Source organism: Aeromonas sp. 1805 (genome assembly GCF_013085525.1).
In the GTDB taxonomy this organism is placed as follows: Bacteria; Pseudomonadota; Gammaproteobacteria; order Enterobacterales; family Aeromonadaceae; genus Aeromonas; species Aeromonas hydrophila.
In genome coordinates this window covers 4,799,588-4,821,171 of sequence record NZ_CP038515.1, presented here as the reverse complement: position 1 = coordinate 4,821,171, position 21,584 = coordinate 4,799,588, and the positions used below count along the sequence as shown (strand labels likewise).

Annotated in this window: 16 protein-coding genes; 15 read left to right on the top strand and 1 reads right to left on the bottom strand. The window is 57.3% G+C overall.

Annotated elements, in window-relative coordinates:
• The first annotated feature begins 1 nt into the window (after nucleotide 1).
• The 10 genes from E5E96_RS22350 to E5E96_RS22305 all read left to right on the top strand — a co-directional run bounded on the left by E5E96_RS22350 (nucleotide 2) and on the right by E5E96_RS22305 (nucleotide 14,977).
• Nucleotides 2-601, top strand: a complete 600-nt coding sequence (locus E5E96_RS22350) for a DapH/DapD/GlmU-related protein (RefSeq protein WP_080602770.1) — start codon at nucleotides 2-4, stop codon at nucleotides 599-601.
• A complete protein-coding gene (locus E5E96_RS22345) occupies nucleotides 591-1,589 on the top strand; it encodes a hypothetical protein (RefSeq protein WP_171283183.1) in 999 nt (332 codons plus the stop codon). Before E5E96_RS22350 ends, E5E96_RS22345 begins: the two co-directional genes overlap by 11 nt.
• A gap of 1 nt (nucleotide 1,590) precedes the next feature.
• A complete protein-coding gene (locus E5E96_RS22340; protein WP_171283182.1) occupies nucleotides 1,591-3,039 on the top strand; it encodes a mannose-1-phosphate guanylyltransferase/mannose-6-phosphate isomerase in 1,449 nt (482 codons plus the stop codon).
• The gene (locus E5E96_RS22335) at nucleotides 3,039-4,466 is read left to right on the top strand and encodes a phosphomannomutase (protein WP_171283181.1); all 1,428 of its coding nucleotides are present in this window, start codon (nucleotides 3,039-3,041) and stop codon (nucleotides 4,464-4,466) included. The genes E5E96_RS22340 and E5E96_RS22335 overlap by 1 nt, the downstream gene beginning before the upstream one ends.
• A gap of 58 nt (nucleotides 4,467-4,524) precedes the next feature.
• Nucleotides 4,525-5,796, top strand: a complete 1,272-nt coding sequence (locus E5E96_RS22330; protein WP_026080409.1) for a sugar transferase — start codon at nucleotides 4,525-4,527, stop codon at nucleotides 5,794-5,796.
• Between the two features lie 6 nt (nucleotides 5,797-5,802).
• The gene (rfbD, locus tag E5E96_RS22325; RefSeq protein ID WP_171283180.1) at nucleotides 5,803-6,705 is read left to right on the top strand and encodes a dTDP-4-dehydrorhamnose reductase; all 903 of its coding nucleotides are present in this window, start codon (nucleotides 5,803-5,805) and stop codon (nucleotides 6,703-6,705) included.
• 501 nt (nucleotides 6,706-7,206) lie between these two features.
• On the top strand, nucleotides 7,207-8,289 hold the full coding sequence (locus tag E5E96_RS22320; protein WP_253264686.1) for an LPS O-antigen chain length determinant protein WzzB: 1,083 nt from the start codon (nucleotides 7,207-7,209) through the stop codon (nucleotides 8,287-8,289).
• A gap of 110 nt (nucleotides 8,290-8,399) precedes the next feature.
• On the top strand, nucleotides 8,400-10,115 hold the full coding sequence (locus tag E5E96_RS22315; protein ID WP_171283179.1) for a PglL family O-oligosaccharyltransferase: 1,716 nt from the start codon (nucleotides 8,400-8,402) through the stop codon (nucleotides 10,113-10,115).
• Nucleotides 10,116-10,266: 151 nt separating this feature from the next.
• Nucleotides 10,267-10,920 carry a YceH family protein gene (locus tag E5E96_RS22310; protein ID WP_029304004.1) on the top strand — a complete coding sequence of 218 codons (654 nt, stop codon included), beginning with the start codon at nucleotides 10,267-10,269 and terminating at the stop codon, nucleotides 10,918-10,920.
• 214 nt (nucleotides 10,921-11,134) lie between these two features.
• Nucleotides 11,135-14,977 carry a DEAD/DEAH box helicase gene (locus E5E96_RS22305; protein ID WP_171283178.1) on the top strand — a complete coding sequence of 1,281 codons (3,843 nt, stop codon included), beginning with the start codon at nucleotides 11,135-11,137 and terminating at the stop codon, nucleotides 14,975-14,977.
• Between the two features lie 122 nt (nucleotides 14,978-15,099).
• On the opposite strand, the gene E5E96_RS22300 is transcribed toward E5E96_RS22305, so the two are convergent.
• Nucleotides 15,100-15,993: a DNA replication terminus site-binding protein gene (locus E5E96_RS22300; protein WP_102988352.1), complete on the bottom strand. Its 894-nt coding sequence runs from the start codon at nucleotides 15,991-15,993 to the stop codon at nucleotides 15,100-15,102.
• A gap of 521 nt (nucleotides 15,994-16,514) precedes the next feature.
• Here E5E96_RS22300 and E5E96_RS22295 point away from each other — a divergent pair.
• The 5 genes from E5E96_RS22295 (at nucleotide 16,515) to E5E96_RS22275 (ending at nucleotide 21,478) form a co-directional block, all read left to right on the top strand.
• Complete coding sequence (locus E5E96_RS22295; RefSeq protein WP_011706670.1) at nucleotides 16,515-16,724, top strand: DUF1127 domain-containing protein; 210 nt, start codon at nucleotides 16,515-16,517, stop codon at nucleotides 16,722-16,724.
• Nucleotides 16,725-16,999: 275 nt separating this feature from the next.
• Nucleotides 17,000-18,025 (top strand): succinylglutamate desuccinylase, encoded by a 1,026-nt coding sequence (astE, locus tag E5E96_RS22290; protein WP_171283177.1) that lies wholly within the window; start codon nucleotides 17,000-17,002, stop codon nucleotides 18,023-18,025.
• Nucleotides 18,026-18,306: 281 nt separating this feature from the next.
• Nucleotides 18,307-19,398 (top strand): pyruvate dehydrogenase (acetyl-transferring) E1 component subunit alpha, encoded by a 1,092-nt coding sequence (gene pdhA, locus E5E96_RS22285; RefSeq protein WP_171283176.1) that lies wholly within the window; start codon nucleotides 18,307-18,309, stop codon nucleotides 19,396-19,398.
• Nucleotides 19,395-20,381 carry an alpha-ketoacid dehydrogenase subunit beta gene (locus tag E5E96_RS22280; RefSeq protein WP_005302805.1) on the top strand — a complete coding sequence of 329 codons (987 nt, stop codon included), beginning with the start codon at nucleotides 19,395-19,397 and terminating at the stop codon, nucleotides 20,379-20,381. The genes pdhA and E5E96_RS22280 overlap by 4 nt, the downstream gene beginning before the upstream one ends.
• Nucleotides 20,378-21,478 (top strand): dihydrolipoamide acetyltransferase family protein, encoded by a 1,101-nt coding sequence (locus E5E96_RS22275; RefSeq protein WP_171283175.1) that lies wholly within the window; start codon nucleotides 20,378-20,380, stop codon nucleotides 21,476-21,478. Before E5E96_RS22280 ends, E5E96_RS22275 begins: the two co-directional genes overlap by 4 nt.
• The last annotated feature ends 106 nt before the right edge of the window (nucleotides 21,479-21,584 follow it).

Below are 21,584 nucleotides of genomic sequence, written 5' to 3'. Positions count from 1 at the left end.
CATGAAAAAATATATCCAGCACTATGGTCTCTGGGGATGTATTCGATTGATGGTAGAATACATCATCACCAGAGTGTGTTTTCGAAATGCTCGTCTGATCCGGCGGCCTTTTGAGATCAGGGGAGCATCAAGGATCCGCTTGGGGAGAGGATTTACCACCGGAAGATATTGCCGGCTGGAGGCTCATGGCTCAGATGGTATCAACCTGGACATAGGGTTGAATTGCCAGCTCAATGATGCGGTTCATATTGCTGCAGCCGACAGTATTGTGATCGGTGATGATGTGTTGATCGCTAGCCGGGTGTTTATCACGGACCTCAATCATGGTAACTACAGCGGGGAAGAACACTCTCATCCTGATTCCATCAGCAGGGAGCGGACGCTGCATACCAAACCGGTTGTGATTGAGTCAAATGTGTGGCTTGGCGAGGGTGTAGTCGTGTTGCCTGGCGTCACAATTGGTAAGTCTTCCATCATCGGTGCAAATTCGGTTGTGTCCAGAGACATACCGGCAAATTCCATTGCGGTAGGTAATCCGGCAAGAGTGATTAAGCAGTTTGATTTCCAACGTGGGCAATGGGTGGCTGTTGATGCGAAGTAATGCTGGTGCCGTTTTGATATGCCCGGATTTTTTTGATTATAAAAATTTGCTTACGGCAGAGCTTGAACACCGTTACACATCGGTTCTCTCTTTTTCTGACCGGCCGAAATGCACCTCTTTAGCAAAGGCATTGATAAAATTCAATATTCTTGGATATGCCCATTTTTCTGCCAAAAAATATAGTGATGAAATTTTCAACTCTATTTCTGACAAGCTTTCTGGCATCGCTGAAGTTATTATTGTCAAGGGAACTTGTGTCTCTCCTTGTCTGATCGAGAAAATTAAAAAACTCAATCCAAAAACAAGAGTGATCTGTTACAGCTGGGATTCCATTTCAAATATAAAGACGTTTCCTTTATTGGCAGTCAAAGCCGATGCGGCATATACATTTGATATCGCCGATTGCAAAAAGTATGGCTATGGCTATTTGCCATTGTTCTATTCGGATAAAAAATCCCACACTCATACTGTTGCAAAGAAATATAAATATAGTTTCATCGGTAGTTATCATGGTGATCGTGTAAGCGTCTTGCAACGCATCTTCTCCCACGAACATGATGTCAGTGTATATGTAAAAATATTTTTCCAGAGCAAATTGCAATTTGCATTTTACTATCTTCTCGATCCTGCCTTGCGCACCGCACCCAAGGAGTGGCTCACATTCAAGTCACTGACAAGGGCAGCAATTACTGATGTGGCTGAGCACAGTGAGTATGTCATCGACATACATAATGCCAATCAAACCGGCCTCACCATGCGTACTTGGGAAACCTTGGGCGATGGTCATCAATTAGTAACGACGAATGCGGCAGTACTCTGTCATGCAGACATGAGAGAGATTGTTGTCGTTGACAGGAATACAGGAAAACGATGGTCTGATTCACAGTGTGCTCGGTACCTGGATGCGATGTCGAATTCCGCGCTGAGTGTAGATGCGTTGTCCATATCTACATGGCTTGATAACTTGTTGGCAAGAAGTGAAAATTAATATGGCTGTTATTCCCGTAATCATGGCTGGGGGCTCTGGCTCCAGGCTTTGGCCCATGTCTCGTGAGCATTTCCCAAAACAGTTCCTTAATTTGTATGGCAATAATTCAATGCTGCAAGAGACAGTAAACAGGCTTGCTGATATTGAATGTACTGCTCCCCTGATCCTGTGTAATGAAAAGCATCGCTTTATCGTGGCTGAGCAACTTCGTCAGCTCGATATCCTTGCCAATAACATCATTCTGGAACCGGCAGGACGAAATACTGCTCCGGCAATCGCGTTGGCTGCAATACAAAGCCTGAGAAATGTGGATGATGCGCATGACCCGATATTGCTGGTGTTGGCTGCAGATCACTTGATCAAGGATCAACAGGCATTTACCAATGCAATCAACAGTGCCGTTCCGTTTGCCACGTCGGGCAAGCTGGTCACGTTCGGAATTGTTCCGAACGCACCGGAGACGGGGTACGGTTACATTCATCGCGGTAGTGAACTGGATGCCTCTCGGGATGAAGCAAAGGCATATTGTGTCAATCAATTCGTCGAAAAGCCCAATCTGGATGTTGCCAAGAGCTATCTGGCGAGTGGAGAGTATTACTGGAACAGTGGCATGTTTATGTTCAGTGCTCGCCGTTATCTTGCCGAGTTGAAACAGTCGCGTCCTGATATATACGATGCATGCATGGCCTCGATGAATGATGTCAGAAGTGATCTTGATTTTATCCGGATCAATAGCGATGAATTCAAGCAATGTCCCAGTGACTCTATTGATTATGCCATTATGGAGAAAACCTCGGATGCGGTTGTCATCCCAATGGATGCTGGCTGGAATGATGTAGGTTCATGGTCATCCTTGTGGGAAATATCGGATAAAGATGCATGCGGTAATGTTAGCCGTGGCGATGTTATCTTGACCGAAAGCCATAATAACTATGTTTCTGCTGAGTCCATCCTCGTCTCCACTATTGGCGTGGATAATCTGGTCATCATTCAAACAAAGGATGCCATCCTCGTTTCGAACAAGGACAAGGTGCAGGACGTCAAGTCGATAGTCGAAGAATTGAAACGCTGTGACCGCAAAGAATATAGCACTCATCGCGAGGTATATAGACCATGGGGTCAGTACGACTCAATTGATGACGGCAATGGCTATCAGGTCAAAAAAATATTGATCAGACCCGGCGAGCGTCTATCAACACAAATGCATCACCACAGAGCAGAGCACTGGATCGTGGTTTCAGGTACTGCGAAGGTGACCAATGCTGAACGTGAGTTTCTGATCACCGAAAACGAATCCACATTTATTCCAATAGGTGCAATACACTCCCTTGAAAACCCGGGCAAGGTTGACCTGGAGTTGATCGAGATCCGCTCCGGAAAATATCTCGATGAGGATGATATCATTCGCTTTAGTGATAAATATGGCCGAGTTGATGGGGGAGAAAAATGATGAAGCAAGACTATCTTTTGAGCCGTGACGTGATCAAGCACAGTGGTATTGAATTTGGTACCAGTGGTGCACGAGGTCTTGTGACCGATTTTACAGTACCCGTGTGTTTTGCATTTACCTGTGCCTTCGTTGCCGTGATGAGGACTTCTTATCGCTTCAATCAGGTCGCGCTCGCCATCGATAACAGACCAAGCAGTTATGATATGGCAATGGCCTGTGCAACGGCCCTCGAGGCAATGGGATTGGAACCTGTCTATTACGGCGTTGTCCCGACACCAGCATTGGCTTACAAAGCTATGAATGACGCTATCCCCTGCATCATGGTGACCGGCAGCCATATTCCATTTGATCGCAACGGGCTTAAATTTTATCGTCCCGATGGCGAGATAACCAAGGGCGACGAACTGGCCATTATCTCGGTAGAAGAAACCTTTTGCGTTGCAGACAATCTGGTGAGCCTGGGTGCAAAAAATGATGCAGCCGAAGCCTACATCGCGCGCTATACATCGCTGTTCCAGCATGCACCACTCACTGGTATGCGCCTTGGTATCTATGAGCACTCGAGTGCGGGGCGTGACCTCTATGCCGTGCTCTTTGCAGCATTGGGGGCCGAGGTCATTTCTCTTGAGCGAACCGAGACTTTTGTCCCCATCGATACAGAAGCCGTTTCCGAAGCTGATCAAGAGAAGGCCAGAAAATGGTCCCATGAATATAATCTCGATGCGATTTTCTCGACAGATGGTGATGGTGACAGGCCCTTGGTGGCTGACGAGTCAGGCAACTGGTTGAGAGGTGACATATTGGGTCTGCTCTGTGCCGCCAATATGGGTATTGAAGCAGTTGCTATTCCTGTCAGTTGCAATACTGCCGTCAGTGAATCCGGAAAATTTGCCAATGTGACCCATACCAAAATTGGTTCACCCTATGTTCTGGAAGCGTTTCCAATATTGAATGCTCAATATGGATCCGTGGCTGGTTTTGAAGCCAATGGTGGATTCCTGCTTGGTAGTCAGGTGACGTTCAATGGGCAAACCTTGGCTCCTCTGCCAACGCGGGATGCAGTATTGCCAGCCTTGATATTGTTTGTCAGTTCACGGACTTCCAGAATATCAGCATTGGTTGAGGCGCTGCCCAACAGATTTACCTGCTCTGACCGGCTCAAAGATTTTCCCAGAGAGAAAAGCAGAGAAATAATAGAGCTGGGGCAAAATGATATTGCCAAACTCATGCTGAAATTGCATTTTGATGAGTTTGAAATAATGTCTGTTGATCAAACTGACGGCTTGAGAATTTTATTTGTCGGAGGAGATGTATTGCATCTTCGACCTTCAGGCAATGCACCAGAGCTTCGCTGTTATGCCGAGTCTGATAGTGTGGAAGGAGCGAAGTCTATTGTGAATCAGTGTCTTGGTTATTTGCAAAAATAGATTTAAAATCGCTTTTGGAAAGCAATGTGCACAAACTTTAAGCTCATGGGGTAATACATTGAGTTATCAACGCCGTCACTCACGCTGGTATGAGCGTGTATTGTTCAGTCCTCCTTCTCTGTTTTTCTTGGGAGCCTTGCTTGCTGTGTGTTTGCCCGCCCTTGAGCGTTGGGGGTGGGGATTTTGGGAGTATCTCGATGCCGTCAGGGTCAATACCTTGGGTGGGGCTTTCATAGCCTTCCTGTTGACCGGAATCGTACTTTATCGGTTCCTGCGTTATCCCGGAGCAAGCCCCGTTGCCTATATGATCCCGACGGTGACAACTCTTTATGGGGCGCTCGTAGGAGTCCTCTTCTTCCTGCGCCTGCCTTATAGCAGACAGGTTCTTTTCGAATCTTATGTCGTTGCACTGCTCTGCTGCTGGGTGGTCTACTTTATCGGCCGTCGTTACCGTACTCCCAAATATGCATTGCTCCCGTTTGGTGACTACCAGGCGCTCATGCATCACACCGGGGTTGAGTGGCGTCTGTTGGACAAACCGGATCTGGGGGCCATACGTTATGATGCCGTCGTGGCTGATTTGCGCGATGACAACCTGGCAGGTGAATGGGAACGTTTCCTGGCCCGTTGTGCATTGGCCCACATTCCTGTTTACCACATCAAGCAGATCAGTGAGACCCTGACGGGCAGGGTGAAGATTGATCATCTGCATGAAAACCAGCTCGGCTCTCTGCTGCCTTCTCCGGTCTATGCCTGTGTCAAACGGGGCCTTGACATACTGGCTGCAGTGATTGCCATACCACTGTTTTCACCATTGATGCTGGTCACTGCCGTGTTGATCAAGCTTGAAAGTCCGGGGCCGGTGATGTTTTTGCAAAACCGAGTGGGCAAGGGCAACCGGGATTTCAGGATTTATAAATTCCGCAGCATGTGTCAGAACTCCGAGCAGCACGGTGCTCAATTTGCGCAAGATGGGGACATGCGTGTCACTCGGGTGGGCAAGGTGATCCGCAAGTTACGCATTGATGAATTGCCTCAGTTCTTCAATGTGCTCAAGGGAGACATGAGCCTGATAGGCCCGAGACCGGAACAGCGCACTTTCGTGGACCAATTTGAACGGGAAATACCCTTCTACATGTATCGTCACATCGTACGACCCGGTATCAGTGGTTGGGCCCAGGTCGTGCATGGCTATGCAGCCGATGCTGATGATACCCGTATCAAGATCGAACATGATTTTTACTACATCAAGCATTTCTCCCTCTGGCTGGATGTTCTCATCGTGTTCAAAACGATTCGGACTATCCTGACCGGTTTTGGGGCTCGGTGATCCCGGATGAGGATCTTGTTGTTGGGGGCTCGTGGCCAGTTGGGACGAGCCCTTTTTTCTGCACTGCGCCGGGCGTTTCCTCATTGGCAAGTAAAGGCGCCTGGAAGGGAAGAGTGCGATATCACGATTCCTGATGTCTTGTGTAGCTGGATTGATGCTTGCCGCCCCGATGTCATCATCAATTGTGCTGCCTATACGGCAGTCGATGAGGCGGAAAGGGAGCAGGAACTGGCCGACATGGCAAATCACCAGGCCTTGTTGTGTATGGCGAGAGAAGCCAGGAATGCGGGGGCGTTGCTGGTGCACTTTTCGACGGATTATGTGTTTGATGGGACAGGGACTCGACCTTGGCTTGAAACTGATCAACCCAGACCTCTGAATGTCTATGGAATGAGCAAGTATGCTGGTGAACTGGCCATACAACGCCTGTGCTCACACCATCTGATTATTCGTACTGGCTGGTTGTATGGTGGGGAAGGCAGGCACTTTGCTCGTACCATTTTGGCACGTGCCACGCAGGGACAGGCACTTGCTGTGGTTGATGATCAGTGGGGGGCTCCGACCCGGGTTGATTGGCTGGCGAGAGCATCTGTATTGGCGCTGTCGCAAGTGTTGAATTCACCTAATAAGGTTGGGCTATACCATCTGGTGTGCCGGGGTGAGACAAGCTGGCATGGTTTTGCCTCGGCTCTGGTGAGCGAAGCCTATCGGTTAGGCAAGTTGAAAGATCAAGTGAGTATTCGTGCAATTTGCTCAGATGAATGGCCGCAACAGGCTCTTCGTCCTTTGAATTCGAGGCTTGATAGCCATCGCTTCTCAAGAGTGTTTGGCCTTGAGTTACCGTCGTGGCAAGAGCATATGAATACGTGGCTGACGGAACTCAATATGTCAGACATGGATAATACATGATGAAATATTGAGATTAATCTATTTATTGATGTGTTAAGTCTATGCAATAACACTTATTTATAAGATTGTCTCTGCAATATAAGTTTACATATATTTTCTTATATATTCGGCCTGGGACAGGTTGGTGGTGATGTTTACTTCACTCAAGACAGGTTACGTCGCGTATTATTGGTGGCGCCAGATATTGCCGCAGGTGCATGTTTACCATCAACGGCATCTCGCCTTTTGACTGGCTGTGACTAACTACCTGTTTTATTGATATAAAAGCTAAAGATAACGATGATGTCCCCTGATTTTACATTGTCTTTGTTCTAAAAGTGAGCAGCACTGCGCACAGGAGCGCAGACTGGCTGTCATATCTTCCACTTGAAAAAAATGTCTCCAACCAGTTTGATCCGAGACTGGCTATAACTTCATAACTGATAGAAAATACACTAGCGATCTGGAGGACCGTGATCGTAATGTGTCTTTACTGGAAGTCTTTCATATTCAGAGCTCAACATGAACAAACAGCAATTAGATGACTTGGATAGGAAGTTGCCGCAGGGTTGGCAGGCCACTTCTGGTAATGAGATTGATTTACATGAATTGTTTCTGGTGCTGTGGCGTCAGAAGATACAGATCCTGCTGATCACCGCAGTATTTGCTGTGGCCGGGATTGGTTATGCCTTGTTGGCCCCGCAGGTCTGGGTCAGCCAAGCCCAGATAAAACCTCCTTCACTGCAAGAAGTGGAATCGCTTGAACTCAGTGTCAATCAGTTGATTAACGCTCAGATACCTGCCGCCGTGTTTAGCCCCTTTGAGAAAGGTGCTCTTTATGGCGATTTCGTTAGCAATTTCAACAGCTTTAACAACAAACGCCAGTTTCTGATAGAAAAGGGCTATCTGGATATGGATGCAGCTGCATCCGGCATAGCTGACGATAAAGGGAAACGTGCCCTGCTCAGGAAAATGGTTGACGGGATCAGTGCGACCGCGTTGGATGCATCGAGTGGCAATATCACCCTTGCTTTTGGGGCTGCGACGGCCGCTGATGCGCTGCAACGGCTGGAACAGTACATTGCTTTCATTCAGCAGGGAGAGATTGCAGCGAAGAGCAAGGCGCTGGAGACCATCTGGCAAAACCGGATCAAGATCCTGTTGTCCCAGTATGACAGCATCAAGAGCGATACCCTGACACAGTTGCAGGATGATGTTGAGCGTACAGAATATAGTCTGCGTATCAGCCGTGCAGCCGGTATTGATACCCCGGTCGAGAACCTCAATGTGCGTGATGGATTTAATATCGAATGGGGTTCCCGTGCCCTTGCCGAGAAACTCATCGTATTGAAGGAGATCAAGAATCTCGAACTTCTGAATCCTGTCTTGAGCGGTTTACGTCTGCAACTCAACAGTCTGAAGGCCGTCAAGCTTGGGCAGCAATCATTCCAGTCTTTTACCTACTCCGCCTCCCCAAGCGAGCCCCTTAGCCGCGACAAACCCAAGCGCCCTCTGGTGGTCGTGCTGGCCACCTTGCTCGGTGGCATGCTGGGGGTCGGTGTGGTTCTAGTACGACATGCTTTTCGCCGGCCAGAGCAGGTATGATGACCAGATGAAATAAGGAACGGGGGGCTATGGCCCCCCTTTTTTTCGGTATTTTCGTCACGCCGCTGACTTCTGAACACGGCTCAACAACATAAAGGGGATCAAGGAAGATGAGCAATAAGGGTCTCTTTGCTGCCGTCTGTGCTCTGTACTGGCTGCTGGGCATGCATTTTTTCATGCACAACCCCGGTGGAGCCGGGCTCTATCTGCCGTTCAATGCCTGGGGCTGGATCTTCGCCAGCCTGGTCATCGGTCTGGGGCTGTGGCAGGTGACGCTGCAGCAGCGGCTGGTGTTCTCCTCTTTGCAGGGCTGCCTCTGGCTGGGGGCGTTGCTGCTGCTGCTGCCCATGGCCTATCCCGGCTTTGACCTGAAAGACTATGCGATTCCCCGTTTGCTGGGGCTGTTTGCCGGTCTGCTGTTTCTGTTCTGTCTCTACCAGTGGCAGCTGGTGCGGGCGTCTCGTGACCGGCTGCTCTATCTGCTGCTGGGCGCGGTGGCCATCGAGGCGCTGCTGGGTCTGGTGCAGTACTATCTGCTGATCCCGGGTAACTGGCTGGGGTATGACACCCGAGCCAATCGCCCCTACGGCATCTTTCAACAGCCCAATGTGATGGCGACCTTCATGGCGACCGGGCTTGTGCTGGCCAGCTGGCTGGAGCTACGCGGTAATGCCAACCCCTGGCTCAAGGGGCTGCGCTATGGGGTGATCCTGGCGGCCAGTCTGCTGCTGGTGGCGCTGCAATCCCGGGTGGGTCAGTTGGGGAGCCTGCTGGCGCTGCTCTTGCTCGTGCCCGCATTGCATCGTCAGCGGCGGCTGGCGCAGGTACTGGGACTGGTTGCACTCGGTGTCGGGCTGGGGATCGCCTCCCAGTACGGGATCAGCGGTGTCAAACGTGGGCTGGAGGCCTATCAGTCCGGCGGCATGCGCTCCATCTACTGGCCCTACGCCGCTAAGCTGATTGCCCAGTCTCCCTGGGTTGGTTGGGGTTACGGCAGCTTTGAAACCACCTTTTTGCACCACTACATGGCTGACAAGGCGCTGAACCCGGCCATGGTACAGATTGAATACAACCTCGATCACCCCCACAACGAGTTTCTCTACTGGGCGGTGGAAGGGGGGCTGGCTCCCATGATCGGCATGGTGCTGATGGGCGGCGCTCTGTTGTGGCGCGTGAGCAAGGCCGGTTGGGTCAAGGGGGCGGCGCTGCTGGCGCTGGTGACCCCCATCCTGCTGCACACCCAGACCGAGTATCCGCTTTATCACGCCATCGCCCTGTGGTGGGCCCTGCTGCTGCTGGTGTATGTGCTGGATGCGGAAGTGGAGGAGGGGCTGCAAGCCTCGGGCCGTGCCAGCTGGCGCGAGTATGTCTATCGCCCCTGGTTGTTGCTGCGCTTCGTGGCCATCATCATTCCCTTGCTGGTGGTACCCTTCATGCTGACCGCCATTCATACCGCCTGGGTGGTGACCAAGTACGAGCGCGGCGGCTACAAGGAGCCGACCCTGCTGCTCGACGTCGTCAATCCCATGGCCTGGTTGACCCGGGTCGAGTTTGACGTCAACTCGGTGCGGCTGATGGTTGGCTTGCAGGCCAACAATCACGCAGAGCTGGAGGCGTATCTCGAGTGGGGTCAGGCGTTTGTGCGCCACACGCCGAGAGCCAACATCTACGCCAACATGGTGATCGCTCTGGATGCGCTGGGACGCAAAGAGGAGGCTCGGGCACTGCGCCGCGAGGCGCTGGCGCTCTATCCGGGTGATCCCTTGCTGACCGGCTCGGCCGCCACCTCCGTGGCCACGGCGCTGGAACGCAAACCCTCGGCCTGATAGCGGCTGTCGAGGCCATGTGGGGCCGGCAGGCTGCGCGATGTTTCATCAACTGCCCCATCGCCTCGCAAAAATGGCGGCCGCTGCTGGACGGCAGAGGCGCCATGGCTAAGATAGTGGCCTCAACGTCTTGTTTAGTAGGGAGTATGAAATGGAGTTAGTGCTTGGCCCGTTGGAGGCCCGCGTGATCGGCTGTCTGATCGAAAAAGAGATCTGCACCCCGGATCAATACCCCCTCTCTCTCAATGCGCTGGTCAATGCCTGCAACCAGAAGAGCAACCGCGAGCCGGTGCTGGAGCTGTCCGAGCTCGACATCCGGGCCGTGGTGGATGAGCTGATCCGCAAGCGGCTGGTGGTCAATACCGCCGGCTTCAATGCCCGGGTTCCCCGCTACCAGCACCGCTTCTGCAACACCGAGTTCGGCGAGCTGAAGTTCACCGCCCAGGAGCTCGGCATTATCTGCGAACTCTTGCTGCGTGGCCCGCAGACGCCGGGAGAGCTGCGCTCGCGCACCAACCGCCTGTGCAGCTTCGACGACGTGACCCAGGTCGATGCCGTATTGGCCAAGCTCGCCGAACAGGGGCCCTACGTGGTCAAGCTGCCGCGCGAGCCGGGCAAGCGCGAGTCCCGGTATGCCCACCTGTTCAGTGGCGAGGTGGATCTGCAGGCGCTGGCCGAGGCGGCCCCCGCCAGCAGTTATGCCTCGCCCGCGGCGGATCGACTGACGGCGCTGGAGGAGGAGGTCGAGCGCCTCAAGGCGCAACTGCAGCTGCTGGCCGAGCGTCTGGCGCAGCTGGAAGGCTGACGCGCTGGCAATATGTCCATCAAGAGGCGCCGAGGCGCCTTTTTTTGTGCGCTTTTTCTGTCATTTCCATCCGGTGAACCCCATGGCCTCACCTTGCCCCAAGCCCGCCCCTGACGGGGATGCCGCAGCTTTTTTGCGTTATTTCGTCGTTAAGGGTCGAGCCGCCGTCGCTTTCCCGTTAAAATTCCGCTTTTGCACCTGCCCGTGAGTCTCGATGTCTGCGTCCACTCTCTCTTCAGATTGTTATGCCCTGCTCGGTGAGCTGCAGTTGCAGCGCACCGCCAGTACCCGCTATTTGCAAGAACAGCTGCCGCTTGGGCAGGCCCTGCTCGACAAGTTGAGTCAGTTGCAACTGCTGGGGTTGGTGCGGATGCGTGGGGAACAACAGTGGAGTCTGACGGCAGAGGGAACCCTGGCGTTGATCCTGGCGGTGCGCCGCGGCGATTGTCCCATGCCCAACTGGGCGCGGGTGCCGTCGGTCACCGGCCAGGAGATGGCACAGGCGCTGGTGCGTGAGCTCTGTCTGGGGGAGGCCGGGCAAGTGCCTGCTTACTATCTGGCGGCTGATCTGCTGAGCCTGCTCGATCTGCCCGATGCCCACCGGTTGCTGACAGGCTCGAGCCCCCAGTGGCAACGGCTGCTGCTGCAGCACTTCGCCCTGCAGACCTTGCTGGATGCCGAGCCCCATGAGCAGTGGCCGCTGGCCCAGGCGGCCGGCGAGTGCGCCGCCGAGCTGGCCAGGCTGAGCGATGGTTTTGCGGCCGAGTGGCAGTGGCTCTGTGGCGAGCTGAGCGGGAAAGCAAACACTCACTGGCCCGCCCTGCAACAACTGGCGGAGCAGGGGGGAGAGCAGCCCCTGGCCGAGCGCCTGCTGGCAGCGCTTGGGGCTTGGCAGGCGCAGGAAGGGCAAGAGGATGGGCAGGGTAAGTGGCCACTGACCTTCAGTGCCTTGCTCTGGCTAGGTTGGTTGCAGCAGGCCGATCCCGTACTCGCCAGCGAGCAGCGCAAGAAGTGGCAGCGCAGCCTGGCCAACCAGTTTCCGCTGCTGGCGGATCTGCTGGGGCAGTGGGCGGGTGATCGCCACGGCCAGGCGGTCGGGCTGTTCGATACCCTGCAATTGCCGCCGGAAGAGCTGCACTGGGGCTACCTCTGGCTCGATCTCTGCGCCCTTGCCCGGCATGGGGAGCAGAGCCCCCAGGTGGCCATCCTGCACAAATGGGATCTCTCCCACGTACTGGATGCCGCGCCCCGCCACCGGTTGATGGCCTTCTGTCAGGATCTGCTGCGGCTGTTGCTGGGGCAGGGGGCGCAGCAGCAGCCGCTGCAGCAACTGCGCGCCGCCAGCGGCGAGCAGGAAGCCGACGAGCAGGACTCAGAGGACAAGACGCCCGCCTCGGCCAGCTGGCTCAACTGGCTGCAGGGGTTGGGGCGCGCCAGCGGCGTACGCAAGCCGCAGGAGCGGCTGGTCTGGCTGCTGCATGCGGAAGGGCCCGAGCTCGAGTGCAAGATCCAGAAACAGAGCACTAAGGGGGAGTGGACAGCCGGTCGCCGGGTCGATCCCACCCTGCTCTCCACCCAGTACGCCAACTTGCTCGACGAAGAGGACTGGGCGCTGGTCCGCACGCTGCCACGCACGCTGGGACGATTGCCGCGCGAGGTGTGGGCCCCACTTGCCAACCATTCCCGCCTGTTCAATGCCAGAGGACAGAAGCTGCAGCTGGCCATCACGGCACCCTTGCTGCAGATAGTGGCCACCGAGCAGGGCATGAGCGCCGTGCTGAGCCCGGCTGCCGCGGCGCGAGGGGCCCACATACTGCCGCTGGCGCAGGATCTGTGGCAACTCATCCTCACCCCGCAGCCGCTGCTCGATCGGCTGCCTGCGCTGGAGGCCATTCCGCTGCTGCCGGCCGAGGGGCTGGCGGAACTGCAGCATACCCTTGACGCCATTGCGGGGCTGCCTTGGCACAGCCAGGTGGCGGGCCTGCATGGCAATGCTGAGCTGGCTCCCTGGCCCGGTGTGGCCTCGGTTCAGCTCGACTGGCAGGATGGCCAGCTGGCGGTCCGGCTGGTGACCCGGTTCGACGACTTGCCACCGCAACCCCTTGGCAAGGGCGAGGCCATCGTGCGCCAGGGGATCAAGGATTATCACTACTGGCTGCGGGACTTGGCGGCCGAGAAGGGCGAGGCCCAGCGGCTGCGCAACCAGTTGCCCATCGAGTTGCCCGGCAGCGAGTGGCGCCTCGAAGGAGAGCAGGCACTCGCGCTGGTCAATGCCCTGCCGGAGCTGGTGGATGCCGGCGTGGTCATTCACTGGCATCAGGACAGCGCGCGTCTGAAGAGCCTCGATGAAGCCGCCCTGAGCCTGCGGATCGAGCGGCGCCAGGATTGGTTCCAGGTGGAGGGGGCGCTCTCGCTTGATGAGCTCCAGATCCTCGACCTGCGCCTCATCCTGCGCCAGCTGACCCCGGGTCAACGCACAGTTCAGCTGGATGAGAAGACCAGCCTGATGTTGAGCGACAAGCTGGTGGAGCGGCTCACCATGCTGGGCGCCATGCTCGACGAAGAGCAGCGCATCAATCACAAGCTGGCCTACCCGCTGACCCGCCTGCTCTCCGTCATCACCACCGAGGGGGATGCCGCCTGGCACTCCCTGCAACAGGAGTGGCAGCAGGAGGTGGAGTGTCCGGCCGAGCTGATGGGGCCGCTGCGGGATTATCAGAAGGAGGGGGTACGCTGGCTGGCGACCCTGGCCCACCACGGCTTTGGCGCCTGTCTGGCCGATGACATGGGCCTTGGCAAGACGCTGCAGGCGCTAATCGTGCTGCGCATGCGCCAGCATCTGGGCCCGGCGCTGGTGGTGGTACCCAAGTCAGTGGTCACCAACTGGCAGGAGGAGGTCGCGCGCTTCGCTCCCGAGCTGGAGGTGGTGGTGTTTGACAACCCGTCCGAGCGGGAAGGGATGATCCGCGAAGCCAAGGCGGGCCAGATAATCCTGCTCAACTACGGCATGCTCGGCAGTCTGGCGGAGGCGCTCAAGGCCCGTCGCTGGTCCTCCATGGTGCTGGATGAGGCGCAGCAGATCAAAAATGCCGGCACCCAGCGGGCCAAGTTGCTGTTCCAGCTGGACGGCGATTTTCGGCTCGCCCTCTCCGGCACGCCCATCGAGAACCACCTGGGGGAGCTGTGGAGCCTGTTCACCTTCATCAACCCCGGCCTGCTCGGCAGCCTGGGCGAGTTCAAGCGCCGCTTCGGCAAGGCGGTGAAAGATCCCCAGCATATGGCGCTGCTGCGGGCGGTGATCAGCCCCTTCATCCTGCGCCGTCTCAAGCAGGAGGTGTTGACCGAGCTGCCGGACAAGACCGAGATCATTCACCACATCAGCCTCTCTCCCGAGGAGCGTCAGCTCTACGAGGCGACCCGGCGCGAAGTGGTGCAGCAGGTGCAGAGTGCCGATGGCCGCGCCTTGATGCACGTGCTGAGCGGGCTGACCCGGCTGCGCCGGCTCTGCTGCTCGCCCCAGCTGGTGATGCCCGAGTGGTCCCAGGCCAGCAGCAAGCTGGACGAGGCGATGGCGCTGCTGGAGGAGGCCATCGGCAATGGTCATCGGGTGCTGGTGTTTAGTCAGTTCGTCGATCTGCTGAGCCTGTTGCGGGCCCGCATCGAGCAGCAGCAGTGGGACTACTGCTATCTGGACGGGGGCTGTTCCGCCAAGGCGCGGCAGGAGTCCATCCTGCGTTTTCGCCACGAGGCGGTGCCGCTGTTTCTGATCAGTCTCAAGGCGGGGGGCACTGGCCTCAACCTGACCCAGGCCGATACCGTCTTGCACCTGGACCCCTGGTGGAACCCGGCGGTGGAAGATCAGGCGAGCGATCGGGCCCACCGCATGGGGCAGACCCAGCCGGTGACCGTTTATCGGCTGGTGTGCGAGCAGACGGTGGAGGAGAAGATCGTCGCTCTGCACGATGAGAAGCGGGCGCTGGCCGACGGCCTGCTGAGCGGCCAGTCGGAAGTGCGTGGGCTGGATGTGGAGAGCCTGCGGGCCCTGCTGATGAGCTGACCGCGATCAGCTGGCTCGGGCAACAGACAAGGGGAGCATCCAATGATGCTCCCCTTGTTGTTTGGCTCGTGCCGTGTGGCGCACGTGACGCCTGGGCGAGGCTACACAGCCGCTCGGGCCGGTTATCCCTGATAGAGGTAGAGATGCAGCCGCTCTATGATGGGCTCGCCGCCAATCTTGCGATCCCGCCGGGCCTGGCGCAGCTTGGGCGGGTAGTGGCCAAGGTGGGTGACGGCGGGCTGGGTGTCCGAGCAGAGCAGCAGGGGCAGGCTCGCCTTGAGCTGCTGCTTGCGAGGCTCCCGGTCCTGCCAGAGCAGGTTGATCATCGGGTGGGTTTTGACCGGCCGGCGGATCCTGAGCTCTGCGTCCGCAGGCAGGCGGCGGATGTCGTACACCTCCTGATCCACCATCTTGCTCCACTCCTCGTTGTTCGATAGCGCCGGGATATAGCGGCGGCTGCGCTCCAGCATCTCCAGTACCTGTTCCCGGCTGAGCCGGCTGATGCTCTGCTTGTCAGCCCAGGTGAAGCCGAGCGAATGCAGCTCTCCCTGAAGCCAAGTCAGCTTGCGATAGACCTGCAGGGTAATGACCCCGGGCAGCGCCCTGTGCACCAGCTCGAACTTCTCATCCCGCCCGCCTGCCTGCTGTACCAGCGCCTTGAAGGCGAGCTTGCACCCGTTGACCTCGTCGATCAGCGGCCGCAGCAGGGGGGCACAGGCGGCAGGAAAGCGCAGCCAGCCCGGCAGGCGGTGGGTGGCCTTGGTGGAGCAACCGGGGCGGGCGCTGTGATCCCGATAGGCGCTGAGGGTCGCGGCCAGTGCGGCCTTCTCGCCCAGATAGCCCACCTTGATCTGCTCGATGGGCTCATGCTCCTGCCCTTGCGGTACGGCGGGCAGGGGATAGACGTGGGCCTCCAGCAACTCAAGCTGTTCCAGCTGCGCGGCCAGGTTGTCCAGCGCCTGTTCAAGCCGCTCCATCTGCTGGCGCAAGGCGGCTGTGGGGGTAAATGTCTCCATCGGCATGTCCTGTGTTTGCCTCTGTCAGCCCTGGTGAACGGGTTGATCGTAGGGCTGTGAAAGCACTGTATAAATAACCATATCAGCCTGCGGTATGGGTGCCAAGTGCCTGCGTTCCTGGGGGTTGGAGAGGGACAAAAGATAGGAGCCATTCAAAGGTAAAGACTTTGTATCTGACTGTTAATAAAGGATCAATAAAAGATCTCTTGGTTAACAACTGAATGTAAAAGTCAGGTTGCCCGTCTTGCTTGTGCCCACAGTGAATGCATAGCCAGTAGAGGAAACTGCATAGTTAGAAGGGATCCATGCAGGAGAATATGCTGCAGGCTATCCTGCACAGAAGGAAAGATGATTAAGTTGTTATTAATCAATGTGTTAGTTTCAAACCCATGACGACATCAACCATTAGTTTTAATAATGTCTGCTATCAAAATTCGTCAATTGAGTCGGCTACCCCCCCTGACTAAGCTTTGCGCAACAAATTCGCACCCCGCGCAGACATCGTAAAGAGGAGCCACATCATGGCCAACATGACTTATACCGAAGCCGGTTACCAGCATTCCAGCCAACTGAATCTGGCTGCTCGCGTCAAAATGACCGTACTGACCTGGCTGGAACGCAGCCGCAGCCGTCGCCAGCTCTCCGAGCTGCCCGAGTACCTGCTCAAGGACATCGGTCTGAACGAAGCCGATCGTTATCAAGAGACCACCAAGCCATTCTGGCGTGGTTGATCTGCCTGGCAAGGATGCCTCGTTTTACTGCTGACTCACTGTTGCCAGCCAGCGCCGCCATGGCGTGACTACAGCCCCGTTTGCCTGGGCCCGTTCTCTTCGTTGTACCCGTTTCCCTCTCTCACGCCCTGTCGTCGCCCCCTTTTGTTCCCCCGTGCTGTTCCTCCCTCCCACACTTGTAACATTACTGTTTGAATTTGTTTAAAAATTGATTTTAAGCCCGAGGGCCTTGCGTATAATCCGGCCAAGCGTTCCTGACAATAAGGGTGAGATGGATGATTCCCCAGCATGACTTTTTGGCCCTGACTCGCCACCACGAGTGGCAGCTTGAGCCGTTCTCGTTTGATCTGCCGGATGGTGCTCGCGCGAGTGTGTGGGATACGGGGGTGCTCTGCCTGGAGCCTGCCAGCGGTGCCGGCGAGCTGCCGGGCGGGCGCAAGGATATCGTGCTCTCCTGCGGCATCCACGGCAACGAGACGGCCCCCATCGAGATCTGCAACCAGCTGCTGAGCCGTCTGCTCAGTGGCGAGCTCAGGGCCCGTCACCGGGTGCTGTTCCTGTTCGGCAACCCGGCGGCCATGAACCTGGGCGTGCGCGAAGTGGAGGAGAACATGAACCGGCTCTTCTCCGGCGCTCACAGCAAGGGGGAGGGGCTGTGCAACCAGGAGCGGATCCGCGCCATGCGCCTCGAGCAGTATGTGAGCCGCTTCTTTGCCGATCCGGCCAGACCGCGCTACCACTACGATCTGCACACAGCCATTCGCGGCTCGCGCCACGAGAAGTTTGCCGTCTATCCCTTCCCCCATGAGCGGCCCCATTGCAAGGAGCAGGTGCAGTTTCTCGGTGCCTGCGGCGTGCGCACCATTCTGCTCTCCAGCGGCCCCACCACCACCTTCAGCTATTACAGCTCCCACCGCCACGGTGCTCACGCCTTCACGGTGGAGCTGGGCAAGGTTCGCCCGTTTGGCGAGAACGACATGACCCGTTTCATCGAAACCCGGCAGGCGCTGCAGGATCTGGTGACCCGGGACGAGGTAGTGCTGGAGCCCTGGCGGGCGGATGACTTCACCATCTTTGCCATCGACCGGGTGATCAACAAGCGCTCGGAGCAGTTTCGTTTCCTGTTTGCCAGCGATGTGGACAATTTCACCGAATTTCCCCAGGGTTTCGTGCTGGCCGAGGATGGCGAGCTGCGCTACACGGTAGAGAAACCGCGGGAGGCGGTGGTGTTCCCCAACGCCAACGTGGCCATCGGCCAGCGTACCGTGTTGCTGGTGGTGCCGACCCGGCTGTGGGAGTAACCCGGCGCCACTTTTGATGGCAATGGCAGGCTGCCACCTGCATTGCCGGGTGTGCAGCCCTTTTCGGGAGCCTTGAGCGATCCCGTCCTCATCCTGACAGGGAGCCCGATGCGGCTCCCTGTTTCGTTTTCTCTCAGCCGAAAAATCCAGCTTCTTTCTGAAATTAAAGAAGTTTCTACTGGTCTTACCTGGCTAAATTCCATTGCCCTTTGATTAACAATCTATTTACATTCAAAGAGTCACCTCATGGTGGTGACGTTGACAACGGCAAGGAGCCAGTTATGACCCATGTCGACATCCCTTTCCTTCGTTACCTCGATGAGGAAGGGCGCCCGGTCGCCACACTACCGACCTGGTTGGACAAGGCGATACTGCACACCTTCTACCGCAACATGGTGATGGTGCGCAGCTATGACAAGAAAGCGATCGCGCTGCAGCGAACCGGCAAGCTTGGTACGTTTCCCTCCCACCTGGGCGCCGAGGCGGTCGGGATAGGAGTCGGGCTCGCCATGCAGCCGCAGGATGTCTATGTGCCCTACTACCGGGACATGCCCACCCTCTATGTACGGGGCGTGCCCATGGAGAAAAACCTGCAGTACTGGGGCGGGGACGAGCGTGGCAGCGTCTTTTACAAGGCGGATGGCGAACTCTCCGAGGACCTGCCCATCTGCGTGCCCATCGCCACCCAGATCACCCATGCCGCCGGCATCGCCGCGGCCTTCAAACTGCGCAATCAGCCCAGGGTCGCCGTGGTGACCATCGGCGATGGCGGCACCTCCAAGGGCGACTTCCTGGAGGGGCTCAACTGTGCCGGTGTCTGGCACCTGCCCATGGTGATGATCATCAACAACAACCAGTGGGCCATCTCGGTGCCGCGCAAGCTGCAGTCGAGCGCCCCCACCCTGGCCCAGAAGGGCATAGGGGCCGGCGTGCGCAGCATTCAGGTGGACGGCAACGACGTGGTCGCCGTCTATGAGGCCACCCGCAGCGCCGTCGAGCGCGCCCGCAGCGGCAAGGGACCGACCCTGATCGAGGCGGTCAGCTATCGGCTTGGGGATCACACCACGGCCGACGATGCGACCCGTTATCGGGAAGCGGGCGAGGTGGAGGCCGCCTGGGCCAAGGAGCCGGTCAAGCGGCTGCGCCAGTTCATGTTTGAACAGGGCTGGTGGGACGAGCAGCAGGAGCAGGCATTGCTGGCCGAGGCGGCCCGCGAGGTCGAACGCGCCGTGGCCGTGTATGAAAACACGGCGGCGCAGGCGCCGGAAACCTTGCTCGATTATCAGTTTGCCGAGTTGCCGAAGGATTACCGCACGCAGCGCCAGCGCATCATCGCCAAGGGCATGCAGCAGCACAGCGGGGAGGAAGCATGAGTGATATGACGTTGCTCGAGGCCGTCAATCTGGCGTTGCATCACGAGATGGAGCGGGACCCGGACGTGGTGGTGCTCGGCGAGGATGTGGGGGTCAACGGCGGGGTGTTTCGCGCCACCGTGGGCCTGCGCGACAAGTTCGGTTTCAAGCGGGTGATCGATACCCCGCTGGCCGAGGGGCTGATCGCCGGGGTGGCGGTCGGGATGGCCACCCAGGGGCTCAAGCCCGTGGCTGAATTCCAGTTTCAGGGTTTCATCTTCCCGGGCATGGAGCAGATCATCTGCCAGGCGGCGCGGATGCGCAATCGCACCCGGGGCCGCATCACCTGTCCCATCGTCTACCGCTCCCCCTACGGCGCCGGCATTCACTCCCCCGAACACCACAGCGAGAGCGTGGAAGCCCTGTTCGCCCATATCCCCGGGCTGCGGGTGGTGATCCCTTCCAGCCCGAAACGGGCCTATGGCCTGCTGTTGTCGGCCATTCGCGACCCGGATCCCGTGATGTTCTTCGAGCCAGACCGCATCTATCGCTCGATGAAATCCGATGTGGTGGATGACGGCATCGGTCTGCCGCTGGATGTCTGCTTTACCCTGCGTCCCGGCCGTGACCTCACGGTCGTTGCCTGGGGAGCCTGCATCCAGGAGGTGATGCGGGCCGCGAACCTGCTGGCGGAGCAGGATATTCAGTGCGAAGTGCTGGATCTCGCCACCATCAAGCCGCTGGACATGGAGAGCATTCTGGCGTCGGTACGCAAGACCGGTCGCCTGCTGGTGGTGCACGAAGCGTGCGGCAGCTTCGGGGTCGGCGCCGAGATCGTGGCGCGGGTCACCGAGGAGGCGCTGACCTCTCTCAAGGCACCACCCAGACGGCTCACCGGGGTGGACGCCGCCGTCCCTTATTACCGCAACGAAGAGTACTACCTCATCACCGAGCAGGACATTGCCGATGCGGCTCATCAGCTGATGGAGAACCAGTGGCTATGAAATTTTTCAAATTACCGGATCTGGGTGAAGGCTTGGCCGAAGCCGAGATCGTCGAATGGAAGGTCTGCGCCGGCGATACCGTGAGCGTCGACCAGGTATTGTTGTCAGTAGAGACGGCCAAGGCGCTGGTGGATGTACCTTCGCCAGTGGCGGGGGTCATCGCCAGGCTGTGTGGTGCCGAGGGGGACATCCTTCACATCGGTGCGCCGCTGGTGGAGTTCGAAGGCGGCGAGGATGACGGCACCGTCGTCGGCAAGGTCAATGCCCATCAGCAGCACATCGAGGATCACTTCGTGGTGGGAGCCATTGCTCCCGGCGGTGCCCTGGTGCAGGCCATGCCGGCCGTGCGCCTGCTGGCCCAGAAACTGGGGCTGGATATCGAGCGGCTCAAGGGAAGCGGCAGTGCCGGCATGGTGACCGAGCAGGACGTGCAGCAGGCATTCGAGGCCCAGCAGAGCAGTGGCAACGAGTTCCTCAAGGGCTCGCGCCGGGCCATGGCCAAGGCGATGGAGTTGTCCCACAAAACGGTCGTGCCGGTCAGCATCACCGATGAGGTGGACTTGCGTCACTGGCGCCCCGATGAAGACGTCACGGTGCGCCTCATCAAGGCTATCGGTGTGGCTTGTCGGGCCGAACCCTCCATGAACGCCTGGTTTGATGGCGACACTCTGTCAAGACGGCTGTTCAGAGAGGTCAACGTGGCCATTGCGGTGGATTCCAAGCATGGGCTATACGTGCCGGTAATGGAAAACGTGGCCGAGCGGGAAGGGGCCGATCTGCGCCAAGGACTGGATCGAATGATTGCCGACGTGAAGGCGCGCGCCGTGCCGCGCGAGATGTTGCAGGGGGCGACCATCACCCTCACCAACTTCGGCGCCATCGCGGGGCGCTATGCCAGCCCGATCGTGACGCCGCCTCAGGTAGCCATCATAGGGGCGGGCAAATTGTTCGAGAAAGTCGTGTTCATCCATGGGGAGGCGCGCCCGGTCAGAGCACTGCCGTTGTCGATGACATTCGACCACAGAGCCTGCACCGGCGGTGAGGCGGCACGCTTCCTCAAGGCCCTGGTACAGGCGCTGGAAGCCCCCGCATTGTGACATGTGTGCCCTGCCTTGGCAGGGCACAAATTGTTTGCGTAATCCCCAAAGCCACGTATAATCTAAACCAGCTTGAAAGGGCGATAGTTATGTCAATGAATATGAT